Raw genomic sequence first — 20,005 nt, 5'->3', positions numbered from 1 at the left:
CCAATCCTTGAGAGGGAAATTCGTGTGCCACCCAGAGTGAAGAAACCAGCCAATGTGCGCTGCCTGGCGGCCGTTGATTGCGCGCAGCTTACCCGGCTTGCGCAAAAGGTTTCCCAGCAGACCTGGTCGGCGGAAGATGCACGCAAGGAAAACGACTTCGAGGTGTTCCATCACACACAGCACGTCGTGTTTCGGTTTATCGCCGGCAACCGTGATCCGGAAGATTCCTATGCCAACCCGTCGTGGGATGCTTGGCAGCGCGTGTTGCAACCGGTGATGGATGCAGCGATTGCTCCGTTCGGTTTCACGAAGCCCGTATTCCCCAAGGCCATGCTGGCAAAATTGCTGGCCGGGCACAGGATTGACCCACACCGCGACGGGGCAGGTTCGAATGAACGGGTCCACAAGATTCACGTGCCGCTGGTCACCAACCCGGATGCAACCTTTCACGTGAACGGCGAAGATTTCCATCTGGAGGCCGGGCACGCGTACGAAGTAAACAACATCGTTTCGCACGGCGCCGCCAATGGCGGAAACGAAGACCGCATTCATTTCATTTTCGAGGTTTACGAAGGCGCTTATGCCAGCCTTCAGGCAAAGGGCCGTCATGCCGTTCTATAGAGCTTACGGCCTGACTATCAGGTCGGACATCGAATTGCCTGCCCTGCCTCAAGTCGAGGGTGAGGCGTACGATATCGATTTCCGCGCCGGTCCGGTAACTCCCGGCGACGGGGGCGAAACGAAATTCCGCAATTGGGAAGCGTCAGAGGGGCGGTTTCTTGCCCATTTCTATGACGTTTGCCGCGTGCTGGTAACCGGCGGTGACAATGTGGTTTACGACCGGCTACCCGGCAATGATGACAGCCAGATTGTTTCCGTCCTGCTCGGAACCTGTCTTGCCGCCATATTGATGCAGCGGCGGATTTTGCCGATCCATTCGTGCTGCGTGCTGACAGATCGCGGCGCGGTGCTGGTCATGGGTCCTTCCGGCGCGGGAAAGTCGACCACGCTTGGCGGTTTGCTGGAACTGGGCCTGCCAATGCTTGCCGATGATGTTACCGGCCTCACGATCGACGCGAATGGCCGGCCCATCGCGGTCCCGGCATTCCCCGCGATCCGGCTGTGGCAGGATTCGCTGGAAAGGCTCGGTCACGTCTCCACCGGACTGCCCCGGGTGCGCAGCGACATGGAAAAATTCTATCTTCCCGCCAGCAGTTTCCACGACCGGCCCGAACCAATCCGCGGGATTGTCCGCCTTGCACCCACCAATGGCGAACAATTGAAGATCGATCCGATTGCCCCTGCCGATCAGGTCGAAACCCTGAGCCGGTTTATATTCCGCAAGAACTTCATCGATGGAATGAACCTGCGCCGCTTCGCTTTCGGGCACGTCGCAAGCACGGTAAATGCCGTCACGATGCTGAAGGCCGCGCGGCCTGCAACCGGGATCGAACCGCGCGAACTTGCCCGCCGGGTGCTTGCGGCAATGGATGAACTGGAGGCCAGCCGGCACCGGCAGGCGATGTCTCCGGCATGACCAGGGCGGTGTTCGGTGAGGGCCGGACGATCATCTGGCTCGCGTCGTACCTGAAATCGGGCAACACCTGGCTGCGCAGCCTGCTGACCGCCTATCTGGCAGGGCCTGACCAGTTTGATCTCAACGCCTTGATCGGGGGACAGGAAGCGTTTCTGCGCGAGGCCATTGACGATCATACCGGCATCACATCAGCGAATTGCAGCCCAGACGAACTAATCCCCTATCAGGCTGATTTCTTCCGCTCACTCGCCGCCGAGGCAGCGGCGCCCTGTTTCATCAAGACGCACAGCGCCTATCGAAAATCCGCATCGGGTGTGTCGCTGTTTCCAGCGGAAGCGAGCGCGGGGGTTGTTCACATCGTGCGTGATCCGGTCGACGTTGTCCCATCTTACGCCCATCACGAGGGCCGCGATTTCGACCACATCATTCAGCGAATGGCAGACCCAGACGCGGCGATGGATTTGTGGCCCGGCCGATCGAGTATGATGGTGCCGCAGATCGTATCAAGCTGGTCGGAAAATGTTTCCAGTTGGGCGGAGCAACGCGAAATCCCGCTGATGCTGCTTCGGTACGAAGACCTGCAAGCTGATGCCTGCGCGGCATTTTCAAAAGTACTGCGATTTTGCGGCATCGAAGTAGACCCGGCGCGCGTTGCCGCCGCGGTGGACCGGTGCCGGTTGGACAGGCTGCAAAAAGATGAGGCTGGAACCGGCTTTACAGAGAAGCCTTCCCCGCTACGCGAATTCTTTCGCAGTGGCCGGGTCGGCGATGGCCAGCGCAAGTTATCCCGCGATCAGATAGCGAAAGTGACGCGCGATCATGCAGCGATGATGAAACAGTTGCATTACGCCGTTGATCTGGAAAAAGAACAACTTCAATAGCAAGCCGGGATGCCGATATGCCGGATCAGGGGGCAAAAACTTTATGACGATTTCTATCGATACACTGGTTGAGAGGAATGAAGATGTGCTGTTCAGCGATGTCGCTGACGGTATGTCGTTGATGGATATCGAAAGCGGAAAATATTTCCATTTCGATGAGACCGGCGCCCGTATCTGGAAGGCGATCGAAGGAAGTGTTGCAGTGAAAGATATCTGCGCCGGCCTGGTGGCAGAGTATGATGTTGATGCCGAAACGTGTTCGAACGACACGATGGAATTCGTCGGTGAACTGGATGCGCTGGGCCTGATCCAGACGAAATCATAGCGCGGCCTTGCTGCAGATAGTCTCGCCTGATTATTGCCGCCAAACGCGCGGGGCCGGTGCGTGACTGCCCGGGCTTTCAACCTGGCGGAGCTTTGCGGTGGTCCGGCGAACGATCGGCCATATCTTCTTTACTGCGATGCGCGCATCGATGACCGGCAGAAACTGTCCGCATCGCTCGGCCTTCCGGCAGACACTGCTGCTGCGGATTTCATCCTCGCCGCCTATGGCAGATGGGGCGCAGATTGCCCGCGGCACCTGATCGGCGATTATGCGTTCGTGATTGCCGATGCCGGGACTGGATCATTGTTCTGCGCGCGCGACCACATTGGCGCCCGCCCGTTTTGCTATGCGCTGTCAGGCGGGGTTTTTCATGTCGGCGCAGCACCCGGACCAATCGTGCAGTCGAGCCCGGAGCTTGGAGAAATCGATCCGGAATTTGCGGCCATAAAGATCGCTCGCAAGCAGTATTTCTCGCTGGACCGAACATTTTACAAGCCGATACGCAAGCTGGCCCCGGGCTGCACGCTGACTGTCACCGAAAACGGGGCGGACCTGTGCCGGTATTGGGACCCGGCGGCAGTGACGGGTGAATTCGGCGGATCCGACGAAGAGGCGGTGGCGATTGCTGCCGACCTTTTGAACCAGGCCGCTGCGGACCGCCTGCATGGTTACCGCCAGCCCGCCGTGCATCTTAGCGGGGGCCTCGACTCCTCTGCCGTTGCGGCGCTTGCGGTGAAGCATCAACGCGCCAATGCCGGTCCTGACCCACGCGCCTATGCTTGGTATCAAAACTCCGCAGGCACCGTTGATGATGAAACGCGCTGGATCGACGCGGCAAGCCGCGCGCTGGCATTGTCCATCAATGCCCCCCGGCAAAGTGTCGCTGGAATTACAGAGCTGCTCCGCGCCGACTGGTGCGCCGGCCCGAACGCATCGAACCTGTATCACGAGGATGCCGTCCAGCGCCTCGCCCAGACGCACGGTGTCGATACGATCCTGTCCGGCTGGGGCGGCGATGAAAGCCTGTCTTTCAATGGCCGCGGTTATCAGTCGGAACTGCTTGGAAAAAGGCGTTTTGGCGAACTTGCGCGGATTTCGGGGGGTGTTGGTCCGATCAGCTTGCTACGCGGGATCAAGCGCGCTGCGGGGGAGCGGTCGATCCCGCGAAAGGACAGCGGGAAAAACCGCGTAAGTGGGAAAAATTACCTGGCAGCCGGCGCTGTGCAGTGCCTGCCGGCCAAACAGAACCAACCGCTTGATTTTACCAATGCCCGATCGGCGATGATTGGCCTGATGGAACTTGGCTCTCTGACAGCTCGGATGGAGGATTGGTCAATTTCTGGGCGGAAGCGCGGGATCGATTACGCTTATCCGCTGCTCGATAGGCGGGTGATGGAATTCGCCTTGTCGCTGCCCGGGCACTTCTTCCTTCGTCCCGGAAGCCGCCGGTGGATCATGCGCCAGGTGCTTGACCCGCAGCTGCCCGCCCTAGTCCGCGACAACAACAGCAAGACCGAACTGGCGCGGGTCGAAGCGATCAAGGAAACTCTTGACGCAGCAATCCGGCATTGCGGCAAGCTATTGGACGAATGCGAGGATTTTTCAGGCAGAGAGGACTACGTGGATATAGACCGGCTGCGAGAGGACATTCGCAGCGGGCGCGGCGAAACGGGCTACAGTTCAGGCTGGAAAACACGCGCCTTGCAGTTTCTGAAGTTCTGAGATGACCATGGAAAGATCCCGGCCAGCCCTGCCCGCCCACATCTATACCGTCACCTCGCGCGATTACCTGCCGGGTACACACGTGATGCTGCAATCGTTTCTGGAAAAAAATCCGTGGTTCAGCGGCCAGATCAATATCCTGCAGGATGATCTTTCAGACTCGCAGAAGGAGGAATTTTCGGAATTTTTCGAGCAGATTCATTTTCCCGACATCAGCCCGGACCTGTCCGATGCAATCGGCGAATTGGTGGCAGCGCAAAATCAGCTGGCTGACCGGCGGCGGCGATTTTACTCGCTAGAAGCTTTCTTTACAGACGCGGCGGGGCCGGTGCTTTTTTGTGACAGCGACATGCTGTTCAGGGCCGACATTTCGGCAATGTTCGAAATACCCGGCTCGCTGGTTGCATGCGGCGACAGGGCGCAAATCACGGGCAGCGGACGCGATCCCGTGACGCTGGCAGAAACGGCAGGCAGCATGCCATTCGCCGGGTTTTCCAGCTTCAACGCCGGTCTGATGGTAATCGGCAAGACGTCGCGATCTGCGGACATCCGGGCCGCACTGATGGGCGAACTTGATCCTGAAAACTGGGCGGCGATTGCATCAGACCACACCGATCAGGCGGTGCTCAACAGGGTGCTGGGATCGTCTGTTTCGATTGCCCCGGCGCAGTTCAATTATCTGGTGGGCCATGCATCTGCCTTGAAAGGCGCCGCAGGGGTCAGCGCAAGAGAGGCGAAGGTTCTGCATTTCAACGGTCCGGCCAAACCGTGGGCGTTTGCCGCGCATATGGCCGCCGCCCGGCACAGCGCAGAGTTCGTCTGGGCTGCCGGGCAATGGTTCGATAGCTATCGCCGCTACCTGGCCGCGCGTCACCTGAGGTAGCGCCCCAACGCTAACAGCCGTGCGGAGATATCCTATCGCCTGCGAACGATCAGTTCGCGGTTGGCTGCAAATGGTCCCGCCAGCTTTGTCTCCGAACCGTCGGCCCAGAGTACTTCGACTTCGGCGACGTCTTTTGCCGTACCCAATCCGAAATGCGCCTGAGGATAGATGCCGGTTGCAAAGCCGCCGCTCTGGCGAATTTCACGCATCTGCGCGCTGCCATCTTCCAGCCGGATCGTAACCTTTGCCCCGACGCCCGCCGTGTTCCCGATGCCATCTTCCAGCCGCACCCACAGCGCCCCGCCTGCCGGCGCGTCATTGCGGTGCACGATCGGTTGGCTCATGACCGAAGACCGGATCACATCCATGTCGCCATCACGGTCGTAATCGATCAGCACGTAAGTTGTGGTCGGCATACCGTCGGCCAGACCAAAGGCTTCTTCCTGCCTTTCGAAGGTCTTGCCGCCGACATTGCGGTAATACGCATTGGCGACGTTGTTCCGGTGATAGATCATGCCCGACCCAACGAAGATGTCCTGCCAACCGTCCTGATCCAGGTCGACAAAGCGGGAATTCCAGCTCCAGCCCGGGCGTTCCACTTGCAGCGCCTCGGTCGTGTCTTCAAAGCTGCCGGTGTCGCCGCGCTTGAGCAGGACATTGCGGTTCCTGATCCCGCCGACATAATCCAGTTTTTCCATCTCGCGCGCAGCGTTGGGGAAACGTTCTGTCGCCGCGCGTTCGCAGTGCCGCACGAAAATGTCGCCCATTCCCGCCAGCCTGTCGCAATACTGGGTGTCGTAATAATAGCCCGAGCTCTGGATCGCGCTGGTCGCTGCGCACATCGCCCGGTAAACCGGGGCCGTGATTTGCGAGCAGCGCGAATAGCGCGAATGGGCCAGATCCATCGCGGCGGCCTGGTCCTTCAATCTCATGAAACAGTCACCAACCGATGCCGAATTCATCGCGCGGTCTTCGCAATAGGCGAGCGAGGGAATATCCTGAATCCGCTTCACCGGCATCGCGATCTGTGCGGTGTAGAATTCCTGCTGAAGATCGTTGTCGATATCGCCCATGTCGAGGCTCATCGTCGTGGTCGTCAGATACGGAACGAGTTTCTCGCTTTTTGTGGCAAGTTCGAACTTGCGGCCGCCACGCCCAAGATAGATCTTGTCGGCAGTGGAGACATCATCGCCGATCACGATATCGAGCATGCCGTCTTCATTCAGGTCGACGACCAGCGAGGCAAGGGATTCGCCCGGAATACCGTCCAGTTCCTGCGCTTCGAATGTTTCACCGCCCTCGTTCCAGAAAATCCGGTCCTGTGATGCAAGGAGGTATGGATCGGCGTTGTTGCCGACTGTCCCCAGCGTCCAGTTGGCCGCGACGATATCGAGGTCGCCGTCCTCGTCGAGATCGGCGAAGGCAGGTGCGCCCACCATGCCGGCCAGTCCATTGGGCAGCTTCGTGCGGTTTTCATAGCTGAAACTGCCGGAACGGTTCCAGAAGATATTGGTGTCGTGCAGGAAGTTGGAAACGAAAAGGTCCGGCAGGCTGTCACCATTCAGGTCGGACAACACCACCGTGCCGGCAAATTGCTGCGACACCGGCCCCAGATCGAGCGGAACTTCGGAAAATGTCCCGCCGCGATTGGAGAACATCTGCAGTCCGCCGACCGAAGCATTGCGGGCCATGACCAGATCGACCCAGCCATCCTGATCGATATCGCCAGCAGCCATGCCCCAATACATGATGTAAGGTTCGAGCACGTCCATCCCGACCGGTTGCGGTGCCACATCCAGCCCGATTTCAGGGCCCATCAGGCGGCTGAAGCCGGTCTCGGCAGCGCTTCCTGCATTTTCCATTGGTGCGGAAATTGCGGCAGAGACAATGCCCGGGCCGTTATGCGTTACCGGATTGGCTAGCGCGGAATAGGTGACGGGCAAGGCCGCGGGCGTCTGCGCGGCCGCAACCGGCGCCACCACTGGCCTGTCGAACGCAAAACCTTCGACATAGGCCAGATTCTGCTCGTGCGCCTGTTCGATCACATATTTGTCGACGTAATTGGCGATAACGCCGCACACGACGGCCAGCGCCGCGAGTGATGCCATCATTCCGCTGGCAATCTTCCACGAAACCGCCCTCCCCACGATCATGTAGGAATAGATGCTGAAACAGCCCAATGCGAACAGCAGCGGCATGACATAGCGAACGGGCCAGCCGGCATTGACCAGGATAATCGCAAGGATCACGTCGAATGCGATCGGCACCGGCAATACGATGGCCAAAATGGCAATGCCGCACATCGCCAGCAAGATGCCGATCTCGCTCTTGGGGACAGCCACCACGCGGCGGAAATCATTCCAGTCGAAGAATGTCACCAGGATCGAGCCGAGTACGCCGGCGAGGATCATCATCGGTACCGTCACCGCGATAATGAAGGCGAGGTTCCGTCCGAAGGTACGGGCCAGCCAGGCAAATGCCTTGCCCCAGCTGTCCACGTCGGATGCAGGCACCGGCAACGGACGGAGGTCTTCCAACTTGCGGCTCAGCCAGCCGCGGCGGTCATCCAGCTGGTTCTGCGCTTCTTCCAGCGCGCTTTCGCGGTAACCCGATACGCCCAGCACACGGGTCAGCAGCGGCACACCCACCAGAACGAACAGGATCGCGGCACCCAGCTTAATCGCAGCCACGTGCAGCGGCAGCAGAGCAAAGGTCATGCTGACCACGATAACATTAAGCGTCGGCGAGGCGACCAGCGCACTCAGCGTGGTTTCCAGCCGCATTCCCGCGCTGTGGAACCCCCGCGCAATCGGTGCCGCGCAATTGACGCACACGCCCAGCGGTGTTCCGATCGCGGCACCCAATGCAGCATTGGCAAAAGGATTTTCGAACCCGCGGCGTTCAATCAGGCCGAACAGCGTCAAGGCGCAGGCAGCGAACAGCACACCGAAGGTCATCCCCTTCCAGTTTGTGTACATCCAGTTCGCGGAATTGACGATGATTTCCCAGACGATCCCGCTATTGGGCGCAAATTCCAGTATCTGGTCGAATGCGATACCGCTCATGTCGGTATTCCCGCCCATGATCGCTTTCTGGTCGAGCGCCGGATAGCGCGACTGGGTCCAGAAATATATTGCAATGGCAGCGGTCAGCAGTGCCGCCAGCACCAGCCTCCGGTCCGAGATCAATTTCTGGATTACCCCCTGTTCAGGCTCGACCTGAAAGGTGTCGGAAAATTCTTTGTTCATGTGCCCCCATCTCACCGTGTTGCAGGTGATGCACCGCAGGTCTACGACCCGAAGCCCGCTATCACAAGGTTGAATCCCTTGCCTCGGCAGGCTGCATCATCCTAGGACAAACCCGACAGTTACGAAGAAAGATATTCGATGAATAACAGGCAGGATCTCCTCATTCTCGGCGGCGGACTGGTGGGGATGACTCTGGCCCTGGCGGCTGCCCGCAAGGGTATTTCAAGCCATGTCGTCGACCGCGCAGACCCCGCAGACCTGACGGCAGAAGGGTTCGATGGCCGCGCGTCAGCGATATCTACCGCCAGCTGGAACCTGTTTACCAATATCGGCCTTGCCCCGCGGCTCGAACCGCATGGGTCGCCGATTGCCTCCATCGCGGTCACCGACCAGATGAAGCCAGGGGAGATCGATTTTACGCCGGAAGACCACGAAGGTACGCTTGGCCGGATGTTCGCGAACCGCGAATTGCGGCTGGCCCTGTTCGAAGCTGCGAGCGAGGAACCGCTGATCAATTGGCATGCGAAAGCCAATGTCGTCAGCCGCCAGCGCGGAGAGCACGGCGTATCAGTCATCCTCGAAAGCGGAGAGGAACTGACCGCCAGCCTGATGATTGCAGCGGAAGGCAGGGGGTCACCCACGCGTGACGAGGCAGGCATCACCTTTGCCAAATGGGATTATAGCCACCGCGCAATCATTGCCGGCCTGACGCATGAACGCAGTCACGAACAGGTCGCGTGGGAGATATTTTATCCAGCCGGGCCGTTCGCTCTGCTGCCGATGCTGGACCTGCCCGATGGTACCCACCGCAGTGCATTGGTGTGGACGGTGGATGAAAAAGACGCAGCGGGAACGCTGAAACTATCCGACCGTGCATTTCTGGCCGAGGTGGAAAAGCGGATGGGGACCATGTTCGGGGAAATCACATCGGTCGGTCCGCGTTCTTCCTATCCGCTCGGTTTTCATCACACGGCAAAAATCACCGACCAGCGCCTCGCTCTGATTGGCGATGCGGCGCACGGCATCCACCCCATCGCTGGCCAGGGGTTGAACCTTGGCTTGCGCGATGTCGGTGCGCTGGTCGATGTGCTGGCCGACGGGATGCGGATCGGGCTGGATCCGGGCGATGCACAATTGCTGGCACGATACGAGCGGTGGCGCGGGCTCGACAGCTTCATGGTCGCGCTTGCCACCGATGGACTGACGCGCCTGTTCGGCATTCCGGGAAAAACCGCCTCCGCTGTACGGCGGCTGGGCATGGCAGGGGTTCAGCGCGTGCCGGTGTTGAAAGACTGGTTCATGGACGAGGCGCGCGGCGTGTCAGGTGATCTGCCAGAATTGCTGAAAGCCTGACCGGACCCTCAGTTGCCGGTATCTTGCGCCGGGCTTGGCTGCTCGATCGGCTGCCCCGTGCGATCGCGTAGTCTGCGCGGTTCCAGCACGGCGGAAGTCTCAATCAGGTCGAGCGCTCGCTGCGCGCTGGCGTAACGTTTTGCATCGGCGATCCACGCCTCTGCATTGTCTGCACCGGGCAGGTTCTGCACTTCTTCGATCGCGCGCTCCACCCTTCCGCTTTCCAGAAACAGGCGCGCCCGGTCGAGCCGTCGTTGCGGCTGCGGAGACGGCGTGGTTTCGCGGCGAATTACGAACAAAGAACTGATTTCTCGCTGGAAACGTTCAAAGCTCGGCTCTTCAGTGGCATCGGAGAGCTTCGGACCCAGCCCCTCAAGCCGGGCCAGCAACTGGTCCAGAGTAATTGGATCGCGTGAGGTTTCGATCACCGTGCTCACGGCATTGGGCAGCGCATCGCTGAACCGAAGCCGCAACTGATCGGCCAGATAGCCCAGCTCCGCCCCGCGCTCCAGTGAACGCCGCGTTGCGAACGCGATCAGCAAGCCTTCTGCGCGGGCGGCATTGCCGGCCGCAGCCTGCGACTGGAGGTCCAGTCTCGCCAGACGCTGTTCTGCTGCGGCCAGACGCTGTTCAATCCCGCCCTGCTGTTCCTCAACCCGCTCCACAGCCTGCGTCGCCTCCTGCGCTGCAACCATCTGCGTTTCAGTGGGGGTGGGAGTCGGTTCCGCGTCGCTTTCAGGCGCCGATGCACCGGACGCGATCGCCTGCGGTTCCACTTCCAGCGTATCGCCGTCGAAGCGGGGTGTACCGTCCCAAGTCATGTAGCCTACCAGAAGCGCACCGAGCAGAAACGCGCTTAGCGCGACGCCGATGATCGCGCTCCATGAGCCCTTGGCTGTAGGTTTGGAAAACTGTCGTTCCATCAAATTCCGTTCTGCGACCCTTTACACCGTTTTCCGGTGCTATTTCGCGGATTGTTTACACATCTTTCCGGCCAAGGCCAGCAATGCGCCATCATCCACACTCGGCGATACCGCAACTTCGCCCCATCCCTCACCGGCGGCAGCAGCGATACGGGCCCCCATCGCCGCAATTCGGAGCCTTGCCATGTCAGCGCCTACACGCTTGCATTCGCTGGCAAAATGCGCTGCTGCGACCGCAGAGTGCAGCACTATGACCGCTGGCTGCTTCATCGCGTCCTGCAGCGCGTCAGGCATCGGCAGAGCGACCGATTCATATACCGTTCTTTCCACAATGCGCGCGTGCTGCGGCGGTATAAGGTCGATCCGTTCCCTTGCTGAAAGGCGCAGCAACCGGCGCGGCTTGTCATCAAGATCATCAAGCACCGACTGCAAACCGCCCTTGCCTGTCACTTCTACCACAAACCCGGCTTTTCGGGCCAGTTCGGCGGTGACCTGCCCGACCGCAAGCACCGGCAGGTCGAGCAATTGCGCGAGTTGTACGCCGCCATGGCGGATGGCATTCGCGCTGCCGATCAGCAGGCCGTCAAAATCCTGCGCTGAGGGGGCTTCCCATTCAACCGGACGAACTTCGAACAATGGAAAACCGGCAACCTCGAGGCCAAGCCCCGCGGCGTTTCCAACCGTCTGCGACAGGCCCGGTTCGGGCCGGATCGCGACTATGGGGCATTCCTGCGCCGGCATTAGGACTGTCCATTGAAAAGCACGGTGATCGCCGACGCCGCGCGGGACAGCAGATCGCGGCCAAGAGTCCTTGCAGCGTCCTGATCATGCGGATCACATTTGATTTCGCCGTCCACCCGTTCGTTGCCCTCCGCGCTGAACAGCGATGCTTTCATCGTCAGCATGCCTGACTTGATCTCGCTAAGAACCGCAATCGGGCTGTGGCAAGTCCCGCCCAGGGCTTCGAGCAGGGCTCTCTCGGCCATTACCGTATCGCGGCTTTCCTGATGGCTGATCGCCGACAGGAGATCGCGCGTTTGGGCGTCATCGGTGTTGCACTCGATCCCGATTGCGCCTTGGGCGGGTGCGGGAAGGAATTCGTCAGCTGGCAGCACCGTGCCGGTGCCTGTGCGGCCAAGCCTCTCCAGCCCGGCCGCAGCCAAAAAGGTCGCCTGCGCCTCGCCGGCAGCCAGTTTTGCCAGCCGGGTTGCTACATTGCCGCGGAACGTCACCACTTCGCAGTCGGGCCTGTGGTGCAACAGTTGCGCCGCCCGGCGCGGTGCGCTGGTGCCAACAACGGCTCCGCGCGGGATCGATTGGATCGATGACGCGCCGATCAACACGTCTCGCACATCGGCGCGCGGCAGGATCGCAGCAATTGTCAGCGATTCCGGGCGCAGGGTTTCGACATCTTTCATGGAATGGACGGCAGCGTCGATCCGCCCCTCTGCCAACCAGATATCCAGTTCGCGGGTCCACAGCGCCTTGCCGCCGATATCGGCGAGCGGGCGATCCTGTATCTTGTCTCCGCTGGCCCGAACCTTGACCAGTTCCACGGCATCTTCTGCCCAGCCATGGGCTTCGCACAGGCGCCGGCGGGTTTCTTCCGCCTGGGCGATGGCCAAGGGCGATTGCCTCGTTCCGAGGCGCAGTTTTGTTTCGCTAGACATTCGGACTCTTGCCCTAACCATCTATCTCGTTCAGGGGAAGCGCCATGGGCATCGTTCTCGGCATTGAATCCAGTTGTGACGAGACGGCGGCTGCGCTGGTTACCACCGACCGGCGGATCGTCGCGCAGCGCATCGCCTCGCAGGTGGAAGCGCACGCGCCCTATGGCGGCGTGGTTCCGGAAATCGCCGCCCGCGCCCATGCCGAAAAACTCGCCCCCATGATCGCTGAGGTCATGCAGGAGGCGGGACTGGAATTGACAGAATTGGACGCGATCGCAGCGACAGCTGGCCCGGGCCTGATTGGCGGAGTGATGGTCGGCCTCGTCAGCGCAAAGGCGCTTGCCATGGCCAGCGATGTTCCGCTGATCGCGATCAACCATCTGGAAGGACACGCGCTTTCTCCACGCCTTGCGGACGAAACGCTTGAATTTCCCTATGCCTTGCTGCTGGTTTCAGGCGGACATTGCCAGATCCTAATGGTGGAAAGAGTCGGCAAATATCGCCGGCTGTCGACCACAATCGATGATGCGCTGGGCGAAGCATTCGACAAGACTGCCAAAATCCTGGGCCTCGGATATCCCGGCGGCCCCGCTGTCGAACAACTGGCAAAATCCGGCGATGCGGACGCTGTCCCGCTCCCCCGCCCGCTGGTCGGCAGCGGCGAACCGCATTTTTCGTTTGCCGGGCTGAAAAGCGCGGTTCTGCGCGCTAAGGAAAGCGGCGTCCATAGAGACGAGGATATTGCTGCGAGCTTTCAGAAGGCTGCGGTTGATTGCTTGCTCGACCGTCTGCGCGTTTCGCTCGACCCGCTAGACCATGTCCCATCATTGGTGGTCGCAGGCGGTGTCGCGGCAAACCAGAAAATCCGATCGGCTCTGGAAGGATTTGCAACAGACCGGTCCATGCGCTTTGTCGCGCCGCCGCTGGCGCTGTGCACTGATAATGCGGCGATGATCGCCTGGGCCGGCGCAGAACGGCTGGCATCGGGCCAGTCCGATCCGCTGGATTTCGCTGCCCGGCCGCGTTGGCCGCTGGACCCGGATGCGGCACCGGTTCGCGGCGCAGGAGCAAAAGCATGAACACCATCGGCGTATTGGGCGGCGGAGCGTGGGGCACGGCCCTGGCCCAGATGCTGGCATCGGATGGCCGCAGCGTGCTGTTATGGGCGCGGGAAACCGAGCTGGTCGAGGAAATCAACGCCAGCCATACAAACAGCCTGTTCCTGCCGTCAGCCCGCTTGGCGCAAACAATCACCGCAACCAGCGAACTGCCGGACCTGTCCGAATGCGAGGCCATTCTGGTGGTCACTCCGGCCCAGCATCTCGGCGCAGTCGTCGGAAATCTGACGAAGGCGCCCCGGGATTTGATCCTGTGCAGCAAGGGTATCGAGGCCAGCAGCGGCCGGTTGATGAATGATGTCGCCAAGGACGCCATGCCGGAAAGCGAGATCGCGATCCTGTCGGGCCCCACCTTCGCGCACGAAGTTGCCAGCGGTTTGCCCACGGCGATTACGCTGGCCTGCAGCGGCGCAGATGAACAGTGGCAGCGGCTCAAGCCGGTGATCGCGCGGCCGCAGTTCCGCCCGTATTATTCAGACGATGTAATCGGCGCAGAGATTGGCGGCGCGGTAAAGAACGTACTGGCGATTGCCTGCGGCGTTGTCGACGGGCTGGGTCTGGGCCAGAACGCCCGCGCCGCCCTGATCGCGCGCGGTTATGCAGAAATGCTGCGGTTCGGGGAATCGCTGGGTGCGCAGCGTGATACGCTGGCGGGCCTGTGCGGACTGGGCGATCTGGTGCTGACCTGTTCCTCCACATCCAGCCGTAACTTCTCGCTCGGCAAGGCGCTGGGCGAAGGCCAATCGGCCGCCGACCTGATGGCTGATCGCAGAACCGTTGCCGAGGGCGCCCACACCGCGCCGGTCCTGCACAGACTTGCGCAGGAACGCGGTATTGCAATGCCGATTGTTCAGGCGGTCAACGCGCTGCTGGACGGCGCGCCAGCCAGCGATGTTGTTGCAAAACTGCTCGCCCGTCCGCTGAAAGCTGAAACCGGACCCGCTGCGTGAGCGACCAGCCAGCGCAGACCAATTCCGCGCCAAACGGCGATACGGATATGCAGGCGCTCGCCAAGGGCGGCCGCACCAACACGTTCGGATTCGTTCTGCGTCTCGCCGCGCGCATCCCGTTCTTGCTGATCGCAACCCGGCTTTACGGGCCTGAGGCGTTAGGCCGGTTCGCATCCGCATTCGTGCTGATCGAAATACTCGCGCTGATCTGTTCGCTGGGCGAGAAGCGCGGGCTGGCCCAGCGCCTGACCGAAGGCGAAGGGCCCGAAGTAAACCTCGTCTTTGATGGCCTGTTGCTGGCCCTGATCTATGGCGCTGCTGCGGGGTTGTTCCTGTGGGCATTCCCCGCGCCGATGTTCCCCAACGGAATGAGTAGCCCGCTGGACATCTGGCTGGTCCTGACGATCCCGGCTTTTGCGATCACCGAGGTACTGCTGGCCGCGCAGGCATATCGCTATGACATCGCAACAACCGTTCGCGCGCGCGCCGTGGTTGAACCGTGGACGATATCGATCATGGCGGGCGTATTCTTCTATATCCCCGCGACGCAGGAAGCAGGATTGGCGCTGGCCTATATCGCGTCGATTTTTGCTGCACTGATCACAGCTGCGATACCGTTTTTGCGGACCTACGGCCTGCCCGGCGGCTGGCGACCCCATCCGGTCTATATGGCCAAGATGAGCGCCCGCGCGTTCCCGCTGGTCGGTGCGGACGCGATCGAACGCGGGACCCGGCTGCTGGATATCTTTATCCTCGGCTTCTTTGCATCGCCGGCGGCGGTCGCGATCTATTACGTCGCGCAGCAGATTGCGACGCTGCCGCAAAAGCTGAAACAGAGCTTTGAGCCGATCCTCAGCCCGGTCATTACCAAGAACCTGAAAGAGAAAAACTTCGCCGCCATCGCCGCGCAGGTGCGTCAGGTCGGCTTCTGGATCATTGCGGTTCAGGCCGGTATTGCACTGATGCTGGGCGTTCCGGGAGAGGCCGTGATGGGCCTGTGGGGTCCCGAATATGTCGGCGGAACCGGCGCGCTGGCGTTCTTGCTCGCAGCGGAAGTTGCCGCCGCCATGGCGGTCGTGTCGGAAAGCGTTCTGGTTTACATCGCCCGCAAGCGCAATCTGGCGATCTCAGTCGGGATACTGGCGCTCCAGGCCGTTTTGACGGTGGCATTCATCATGTTGGCAACCAGGCTGGATCTTGGCGAACCGTTCAAGGCGGCAGGCGCAGCGATAGCGCTGCTGATCGCCCTCGGCGTGTCGAGCGTGATCAAGGCGCTTCTGCTCAAGAAACTGATCAAGGCACCAGTAAGTAACTGGCGCTGGGCACTGGTTTGGGCCGCTGCACCTGCGGTAGTTGTCGGTTATGCCGCAACCTTCCTGCCTGAATGGGCAGAGCTGCTGATCGGTATTCCCGCAATCGTTGCCACCTATGGCTGGGTGATCTGGCACCGCGGGTTCGGCCCTGACGACCGTGTGCTATTTCGCAAGAATATCGGCGGCAACTAAACGCAAACGAGAGCGAGCAGAGCACCTCGCCCCGGCTGATCGACGCAGCAAACAACCCGAAATTCCCCAGTTCAAATTCCCCTGTTCAGACGTCATTCACTCCATGAGATAGTATTACATGTGAGGTTGGGACTGACAGGGAGAAACTGCATGCGTATTGCCGCAAACGCCGCCGCCGCATCGATGTTCGTATTTATCGCGGCCTGCACCGCAGGGCCGGCAAACGAGCAGATGGACAGTAGCGGCACCGCCAGCACCGGCTTGCCCGCTGCTCCTCCCCCACCTCCACCGCCTCCTCCTCCGCCACCTCCGCCGGCGCAAATGGCGAACGCTCCGGTCTCCGTTACCGCAAGCCGGTTTGCGCTTGCCGAGGCAGAGATGGCCGCACGGTCAAACGTGACCGGCCCCCCTTCCCCCGCCGAAAAAAGCCGATCGCTGCGATATGTGCCGCCCGTCATTGTTCCTGCCGATCCGGGCCGCGAACAATATCAGGGTGAAGAAGTTTCGCCGGTCAAAATTGCTGCGAGCGAACCTGTTTCGACGTTTTCGGTAGACGTGGACACTGGCGCTTACGCCAACACACGGCGCTTCCTGACGCAGGGGGCCTTGCCGCCGCGGAATGCGGTGCGGACAGAGGAAATGATCAACTATTTCCGTTATGATTATGATCGCCCGCAGGACCGCACGATCCCGTTCAGTGTCAGCACCGATGTCGCCAGGACGCCGTGGAATCCGGATAGCAGGCTGCTGCGCATCGGCCTGCGCGGATACGACATCGACCGCGCAGAACGCCCTGCAGCAAACCTGGTTTTCCTGATGGACGTATCGGGATCGATGGGCCGCCCGGACAAATTGCCGCTAGTGAAAACCGCACTTGCCGGGCTGGCAAGCGAACTGTCGCCGCATGACCGGGTGTCTATCGTAGTCTATGCCGGTGCCGCCGGTCTGGTGCTGGAGCCGACAAACGATCCGCGCAAGATCCGGCGCGCGCTGGACCAGTTGCAGGCAGGCGGTTCGACAGCGGGCGGCGCTGGGCTGCAACTCGCCTATCAGATCGCTGAAGACAACCGGATCGAAGGCGGTGTGAACCGGGTGATCCTGGCGACCGACGGAGATTTCAATGTCGGGATCAGCGACCGCAAGCAATTGATCGAACTGATCGAGAAAAAACGCGACAGCGGCATCACCCTGACCACGCTCGGCTTTGGGACCGGCAATTACAATGAAGCGCTGATGGAACAGGTCGCCAATCACGGTAATGGCAACTACGCCTATATCGACAGCGCGCTGGAAGCGAAAAAGGTGCTCGGCGACGAAATGCAGTCGACCCTGTTCACCATCGCCAAGGACGTGAAGATACAGGTGGAGTTCAATCCGGCGGTTGTCAGCCAGTACCGTCTGATCGGATATGAAAACCGTGCCTTGCGCGATGAAGATTTCGACAATGACGCAGTGGATGCCGGAGACATCGGCGCCGGGCATCAGGTGACCGCGCTCTACGAAATCGTCCCCACCGGCACGAAAGGGTGGATCGGCCAGCGCCGCTATGAAACCGCGATCAGTCCCGAAGCCTCCGCAAAGGCTGATGAAATGGCCTATATCAAGCTTCGCTACAAATTGCCCGACGGTGACACTTCGCGCCTGATCGACACGGTTGTGCCTGCGCAGGCGCTGCGCAGGGCGCAGGCTCCGAAAGGCGATTTTGCCTTTGCTGCCGCGGTCGCCGCTTTCGGCCAGAAACTCCGCGCCGACCCGCTGCTGGGCCGGTACGGGTTCGACGACATCCAGCGGCTTTCAGGCAAACAGGGCGATTTCTGGAGGCAGGAGTTTGCCCGGCTGGCTGATGTCGCAGAAAGCCTGGATACGCAATCCGGCGGCTAGCTACCCGGGAGATGGGCCGCGTGGTTGTCATTTGGAATCGCGCGCCCCCTTTTCGTACCGCGCTTGCGTGGCTAAGGGGTGCCCATGCCGTTCAAACCGCAAATCGCTGTAATCGCTGGTGCGCTTGTTACCGCAGCGCTTGCGTTCATCGGCAACGCATCCATGGCGGATGAAATGGCCGCCGACCTGCTGGCAAAGGCAGAGGCGGCAGCCGCAGAAAATGGTGCACCGCAGATCCGCTCGCGCTTTATCCTTTCCAATGGCTGGCCTACGCGCCACCCGGAACTTAGCGGCGGCGAAGGGCTGGACGAAGGCAAACGCGCGGAAGTCGCACTCGCCATCGCAAACATTGCCGGTGTTGGCGGAATCAGATGGGCCGATGGCACTGCCAAGGCTGAAAGCGGCATGAAGCCGCTGACCCCGCTGCACTGTCAGGAAGATGTAGAGGCTCTGCTGCGCGCACGCACCATCCGGTTCGAGGAATCTTCCAGTTCGATGGATGCTGCCAGCCGCGAGCTTCTGGATGAAGTCGAAGCCGCCTTGCGGCCCTGCCTCGGCAATATCATCGCAATCACCGGACACACCGACAATTCCGGCCCTGAGCCGGGCAATCTTGCCCTGTCGCGTGACCGCGCGAATGCCGTCCGCAACGCGTTGATCCGCCGGGGAATTCCGCGTGACGGTCTGCGCGCATCCGGCGTCGGATCGAGCAAACCGGTAGAGGGTCTCGACCCTGCCGATCCTGCCAACCGCAGAATCGAATTCTCGGTGATCGCTACCGCACCACTGGCGCCCACGCCGGTTGACACACCGGGGGCCCGCTGAAATGCCGATCTGGTTTGAATTGATGGTTCTATTGCTGGTGACCTATGTCATCGGCCTTGGTCTGGGCTGGCTGGTCTGGGGCCGTTCGCCCGACACGGCGCCGATGGAAGATGAAGGAGACAACACCCCATGATCGAATTGGTTGAAGCCAACTGGCCGCTGTTTCTTATTGCCCTGGTGATCGGAATAATCGCCGCATGGTGGATTTTCGTCGCGCTGCGCAAAACCTCCGTCGCCACCGACAAAACTGATGTGCTGGACGAAGGCAAAGGTCCCGCAAATCGCAATCAGGCGCTGATCGACGCCCCTCCGGCTGCAGGCGCGCCCCCTGCAGTAGCGCCCGTTTCTGCCGCCCCGGAACCTGTCAAGGTCGCAGTGGCAGAGCCCGTGGCGACTGCGCCTAGCCCGGTGGTTGCAGCTGAGCAGGCACCGGCTGCTGCACCAACCGAGAACACCGGCGCAGCAGATGATCTGTCGCGCATCAAGGGGGTTGGGCCAAAGCTGAAGGCCATGCTGATCGCGATGGAGATCACCAGCTTCGAACAGATCGCAAACTGGACCGAACAGGACATCGACCGGATCGATGCCGAGCTGGGCCGATTTCAGGGCCGCATCCGGCGCGATTCCTGGACCGAACAGGCGCGTATGCTGGCCGCAGACGATATGGCCGCTTACGAGGCGAAATTCGGCAAGCTCTGACCGGAGGGAACAATTTCGCAGGGTCATGGTTGATTTCTTGAGCGCCAATGCGCTGAGGGAGATCAACTATGGCAATGCCGCGCGTTCTTGTCGCTGAAGACGAATTCATCATCGCACTCGACCTGTGCCAGACGGTAAGCGAGGCCGGCTTTCAGGTTGAAGGACCGCACGCAGATATGTCCTCGGCCATGCTTGCCATGCAAAAACGCAAACCCGATCTCGCCATTCTCGATGTGAATCTCGACGACGGAGAGGCATTTTCTCTCGCCGAACAACTGATGAAAGAGGACGTGCCCGTCATCTTCCATTCGGGTCACTTCTCCCGCAAGGAGATGGAGGCCCGCTATCCTGATGCGTTCGCGTGCGAAAAGCCCTGCCCGCCTAACCAGATCCTGGAAACGGTGCAGGAAGCCCTGTCGACTCACTGAATTCCGCTCACTGAAATCGCGGCAACTGCCCCAAGGCACTGGCGCTGACGCGCTGTG

19 protein-coding genes are annotated in these 20,005 nt (G+C 60.7%); 15 read left to right on the top strand and 4 right to left on the bottom strand.

Features of this window, described 5'->3' with window-relative positions; all coding sequences use genetic code 11:
• Positions 1 to 36: 36 nt before the first annotated feature.
• The 6 genes from PO778_RS01415 to PO778_RS01390 are packed head-to-tail and all read left to right on the top strand — an operon-like array spanning position 37 to position 5,348.
• Positions 37 to 621 (top strand): aspartyl/asparaginyl beta-hydroxylase domain-containing protein, encoded by a 585-nt coding sequence (locus PO778_RS01415; RefSeq protein WP_271438356.1) that lies wholly within the window; start codon positions 37 to 39, stop codon positions 619 to 621.
• Entirely contained in the window at positions 608 to 1,537 is a 930-nt protein-coding gene (locus tag PO778_RS01410; RefSeq protein ID WP_271438355.1) for a hypothetical protein, read from the top strand. Before PO778_RS01415 ends, PO778_RS01410 begins: the two co-directional genes overlap by 14 nt.
• Entirely contained in the window at positions 1,534 to 2,418 is an 885-nt protein-coding gene (locus PO778_RS01405) for a sulfotransferase domain-containing protein (RefSeq protein WP_271438354.1), read from the top strand. Before PO778_RS01410 ends, PO778_RS01405 begins: the two co-directional genes overlap by 4 nt.
• Positions 2,419 to 2,461: 43 nt before the next feature.
• Positions 2,462 to 2,743 carry a PqqD family protein gene (locus tag PO778_RS01400; protein WP_271438353.1) on the top strand — a complete coding sequence of 94 codons (282 nt, stop codon included), beginning with the start codon at positions 2,462 to 2,464 and terminating at the stop codon, positions 2,741 to 2,743.
• Positions 2,744 to 2,803: 60 nt separating this feature from the next.
• A complete protein-coding gene (locus tag PO778_RS01395; protein ID WP_271438352.1) occupies positions 2,804 to 4,465 on the top strand; it encodes an asparagine synthase-related protein in 1,662 nt (553 codons plus the stop codon).
• A gap of 7 nt (positions 4,466 to 4,472) precedes the next feature.
• Positions 4,473 to 5,348, top strand: a complete 876-nt coding sequence (locus PO778_RS01390; protein ID WP_271438351.1) for a glycosyltransferase family 8 protein — start codon at positions 4,473 to 4,475, stop codon at positions 5,346 to 5,348.
• Positions 5,349 to 5,380: 32 nt separating this feature from the next.
• Here the strand turns inward: PO778_RS01390 and PO778_RS01385 are convergent, their stop codons facing one another.
• Positions 5,381 to 8,596, bottom strand: coding sequence for an FG-GAP-like repeat-containing protein (locus tag PO778_RS01385; RefSeq protein WP_271438350.1), 3,216 nt, complete (start codon positions 8,594 to 8,596; stop codon positions 5,381 to 5,383).
• A 138-nt stretch (positions 8,597 to 8,734) separates the two neighbouring features.
• Here PO778_RS01385 and PO778_RS01380 point away from each other — a divergent pair, with 138 nt between their 5' ends.
• Entirely contained in the window at positions 8,735 to 9,949 is a 1,215-nt protein-coding gene (locus tag PO778_RS01380) for an FAD-dependent monooxygenase (RefSeq protein WP_271438349.1), read from the top strand.
• A gap of 8 nt (positions 9,950 to 9,957) precedes the next feature.
• On the opposite strand, the gene PO778_RS01375 is transcribed toward PO778_RS01380, so the two are convergent.
• The 3 genes from PO778_RS01375 to hemC are packed head-to-tail and all read right to left on the bottom strand — an operon-like array spanning position 9,958 to position 12,542.
• Positions 9,958 to 10,872: an MICOS complex subunit MIC60 gene (locus PO778_RS01375; RefSeq protein ID WP_271438348.1), complete on the bottom strand. Its 915-nt coding sequence runs from the start codon at positions 10,870 to 10,872 to the stop codon at positions 9,958 to 9,960.
• Positions 10,873 to 10,911: 39 nt separating this feature from the next.
• Positions 10,912 to 11,613: a uroporphyrinogen-III synthase gene (locus tag PO778_RS01370; RefSeq protein ID WP_271438347.1), complete on the bottom strand. Its 702-nt coding sequence runs from the start codon at positions 11,611 to 11,613 to the stop codon at positions 10,912 to 10,914.
• Positions 11,613 to 12,542 carry a hydroxymethylbilane synthase gene (gene hemC, locus PO778_RS01365; RefSeq protein WP_271438346.1) on the bottom strand — a complete coding sequence of 310 codons (930 nt, stop codon included), beginning with the start codon at positions 12,540 to 12,542 and terminating at the stop codon, positions 11,613 to 11,615. Before hemC ends, PO778_RS01370 begins: the two co-directional genes overlap by 1 nt.
• Positions 12,543 to 12,586: 44 nt before the next feature.
• Here hemC and tsaD point away from each other — a divergent pair, with 44 nt between their 5' ends.
• The 8 genes from tsaD to PO778_RS01325 all read left to right on the top strand — a co-directional run bounded on the left by tsaD (position 12,587) and on the right by PO778_RS01325 (position 19,948).
• Positions 12,587 to 13,621 (top strand): tRNA (adenosine(37)-N6)-threonylcarbamoyltransferase complex transferase subunit TsaD, encoded by a 1,035-nt coding sequence (gene tsaD / locus PO778_RS01360; RefSeq protein WP_271438345.1) that lies wholly within the window; start codon positions 12,587 to 12,589, stop codon positions 13,619 to 13,621.
• The gene (locus PO778_RS01355; RefSeq protein ID WP_271438344.1) at positions 13,618 to 14,610 is read left to right on the top strand and encodes an NAD(P)H-dependent glycerol-3-phosphate dehydrogenase; all 993 of its coding nucleotides are present in this window, start codon (positions 13,618 to 13,620) and stop codon (positions 14,608 to 14,610) included. Before tsaD ends, PO778_RS01355 begins: the two co-directional genes overlap by 4 nt.
• A 47-nt stretch (positions 14,611 to 14,657) precedes the next feature.
• Positions 14,658 to 16,115, top strand: coding sequence for a lipopolysaccharide biosynthesis protein (locus PO778_RS01350; protein ID WP_271439320.1), 1,458 nt, complete (start codon positions 14,658 to 14,660; stop codon positions 16,113 to 16,115).
• A 150-nt stretch (positions 16,116 to 16,265) separates the two neighbouring features.
• Positions 16,266 to 17,996: a vWA domain-containing protein gene (locus tag PO778_RS01345; protein ID WP_271438343.1), complete on the top strand. Its 1,731-nt coding sequence runs from the start codon at positions 16,266 to 16,268 to the stop codon at positions 17,994 to 17,996.
• A gap of 84 nt (positions 17,997 to 18,080) precedes the next feature.
• Positions 18,081 to 18,821 carry an OmpA family protein gene (locus tag PO778_RS01340; RefSeq protein ID WP_271438342.1) on the top strand — a complete coding sequence of 247 codons (741 nt, stop codon included), beginning with the start codon at positions 18,081 to 18,083 and terminating at the stop codon, positions 18,819 to 18,821.
• Position 18,822: 1 nt separating this feature from the next.
• Positions 18,823 to 18,954, top strand: coding sequence for a hypothetical protein (locus PO778_RS01335; RefSeq protein ID WP_268893565.1), 132 nt, complete (start codon positions 18,823 to 18,825; stop codon positions 18,952 to 18,954).
• Entirely contained in the window at positions 18,951 to 19,520 is a 570-nt protein-coding gene (locus PO778_RS01330; RefSeq protein ID WP_160729330.1) for a helix-hairpin-helix domain-containing protein, read from the top strand. Before PO778_RS01335 ends, PO778_RS01330 begins: the two co-directional genes overlap by 4 nt.
• A gap of 68 nt (positions 19,521 to 19,588) precedes the next feature.
• A complete protein-coding gene (locus tag PO778_RS01325; protein ID WP_160729329.1) occupies positions 19,589 to 19,948 on the top strand; it encodes a response regulator in 360 nt (119 codons plus the stop codon).
• The last annotated feature ends 57 nt before the right edge of the window (positions 19,949 to 20,005 follow it).

Origin of the sequence: Pontixanthobacter luteolus (assembly GCF_947494915.1) — a bacterium.
GTDB lineage: Bacteria > Pseudomonadota > Alphaproteobacteria > Sphingomonadales > Sphingomonadaceae > Pontixanthobacter > Pontixanthobacter luteolus.
Note: the sequence above shows the minus strand (reverse complement) of the source record. Positions and strands in the feature narration are given on the sequence as shown.

Bases quoted from the DNA above. Each gene is read 5' to 3' on its own strand.
- PO778_RS01355 (WP_271438344.1), top strand. From the start codon at position 13,618: ATGAACACCATCGGCGTATTGGGCGGCGGAGCGTGGGGCACGGCCCTG.
- PO778_RS01385 (WP_271438350.1), bottom strand. From the start codon at position 8,596: ATGAACAAAGAATTTTCCGACACCTTTCAGGTCGAGCCTGAACAGGGG.
- hemC (WP_271438346.1), bottom strand. From the start codon at position 12,542: ATGTCTAGCGAAACAAAACTGCGCCTCGGAACGAGGCAATCGCCCTTG.
- PO778_RS01380 (WP_271438349.1), top strand. From the start codon at position 8,735: ATGAATAACAGGCAGGATCTCCTCATTCTCGGCGGCGGACTGGTGGGG.
- PO778_RS01350 (WP_271439320.1), top strand. From the start codon at position 14,658: ATGCAGGCGCTCGCCAAGGGCGGCCGCACCAACACGTTCGGATTCGTT.
- PO778_RS01400 (WP_271438353.1), top strand. From the start codon at position 2,462: ATGACGATTTCTATCGATACACTGGTTGAGAGGAATGAAGATGTGCTG.
- tsaD (WP_271438345.1), top strand. From the start codon at position 12,587: ATGGGCATCGTTCTCGGCATTGAATCCAGTTGTGACGAGACGGCGGCT.
- PO778_RS01375 (WP_271438348.1), bottom strand. From the start codon at position 10,872: ATGGAACGACAGTTTTCCAAACCTACAGCCAAGGGCTCATGGAGCGCG.
- PO778_RS01340 (WP_271438342.1), top strand. From the start codon at position 18,081: ATGCCGTTCAAACCGCAAATCGCTGTAATCGCTGGTGCGCTTGTTACC.
- PO778_RS01325 (WP_160729329.1), top strand. From the start codon at position 19,589: ATGGCAATGCCGCGCGTTCTTGTCGCTGAAGACGAATTCATCATCGCA.
- PO778_RS01345 (WP_271438343.1), top strand. From the start codon at position 16,266: ATGCGTATTGCCGCAAACGCCGCCGCCGCATCGATGTTCGTATTTATC.
- PO778_RS01370 (WP_271438347.1), bottom strand. From the start codon at position 11,613: ATGCCGGCGCAGGAATGCCCCATAGTCGCGATCCGGCCCGAACCGGGC.
- PO778_RS01410 (WP_271438355.1), top strand. From the start codon at position 608: ATGCCGTTCTATAGAGCTTACGGCCTGACTATCAGGTCGGACATCGAA.
- PO778_RS01335 (WP_268893565.1), top strand. From the start codon at position 18,823: ATGCCGATCTGGTTTGAATTGATGGTTCTATTGCTGGTGACCTATGTC.
- PO778_RS01330 (WP_160729330.1), top strand. From the start codon at position 18,951: ATGATCGAATTGGTTGAAGCCAACTGGCCGCTGTTTCTTATTGCCCTG.
- PO778_RS01405 (WP_271438354.1), top strand. From the start codon at position 1,534: ATGACCAGGGCGGTGTTCGGTGAGGGCCGGACGATCATCTGGCTCGCG.
- PO778_RS01390 (WP_271438351.1), top strand. From the start codon at position 4,473: ATGGAAAGATCCCGGCCAGCCCTGCCCGCCCACATCTATACCGTCACC.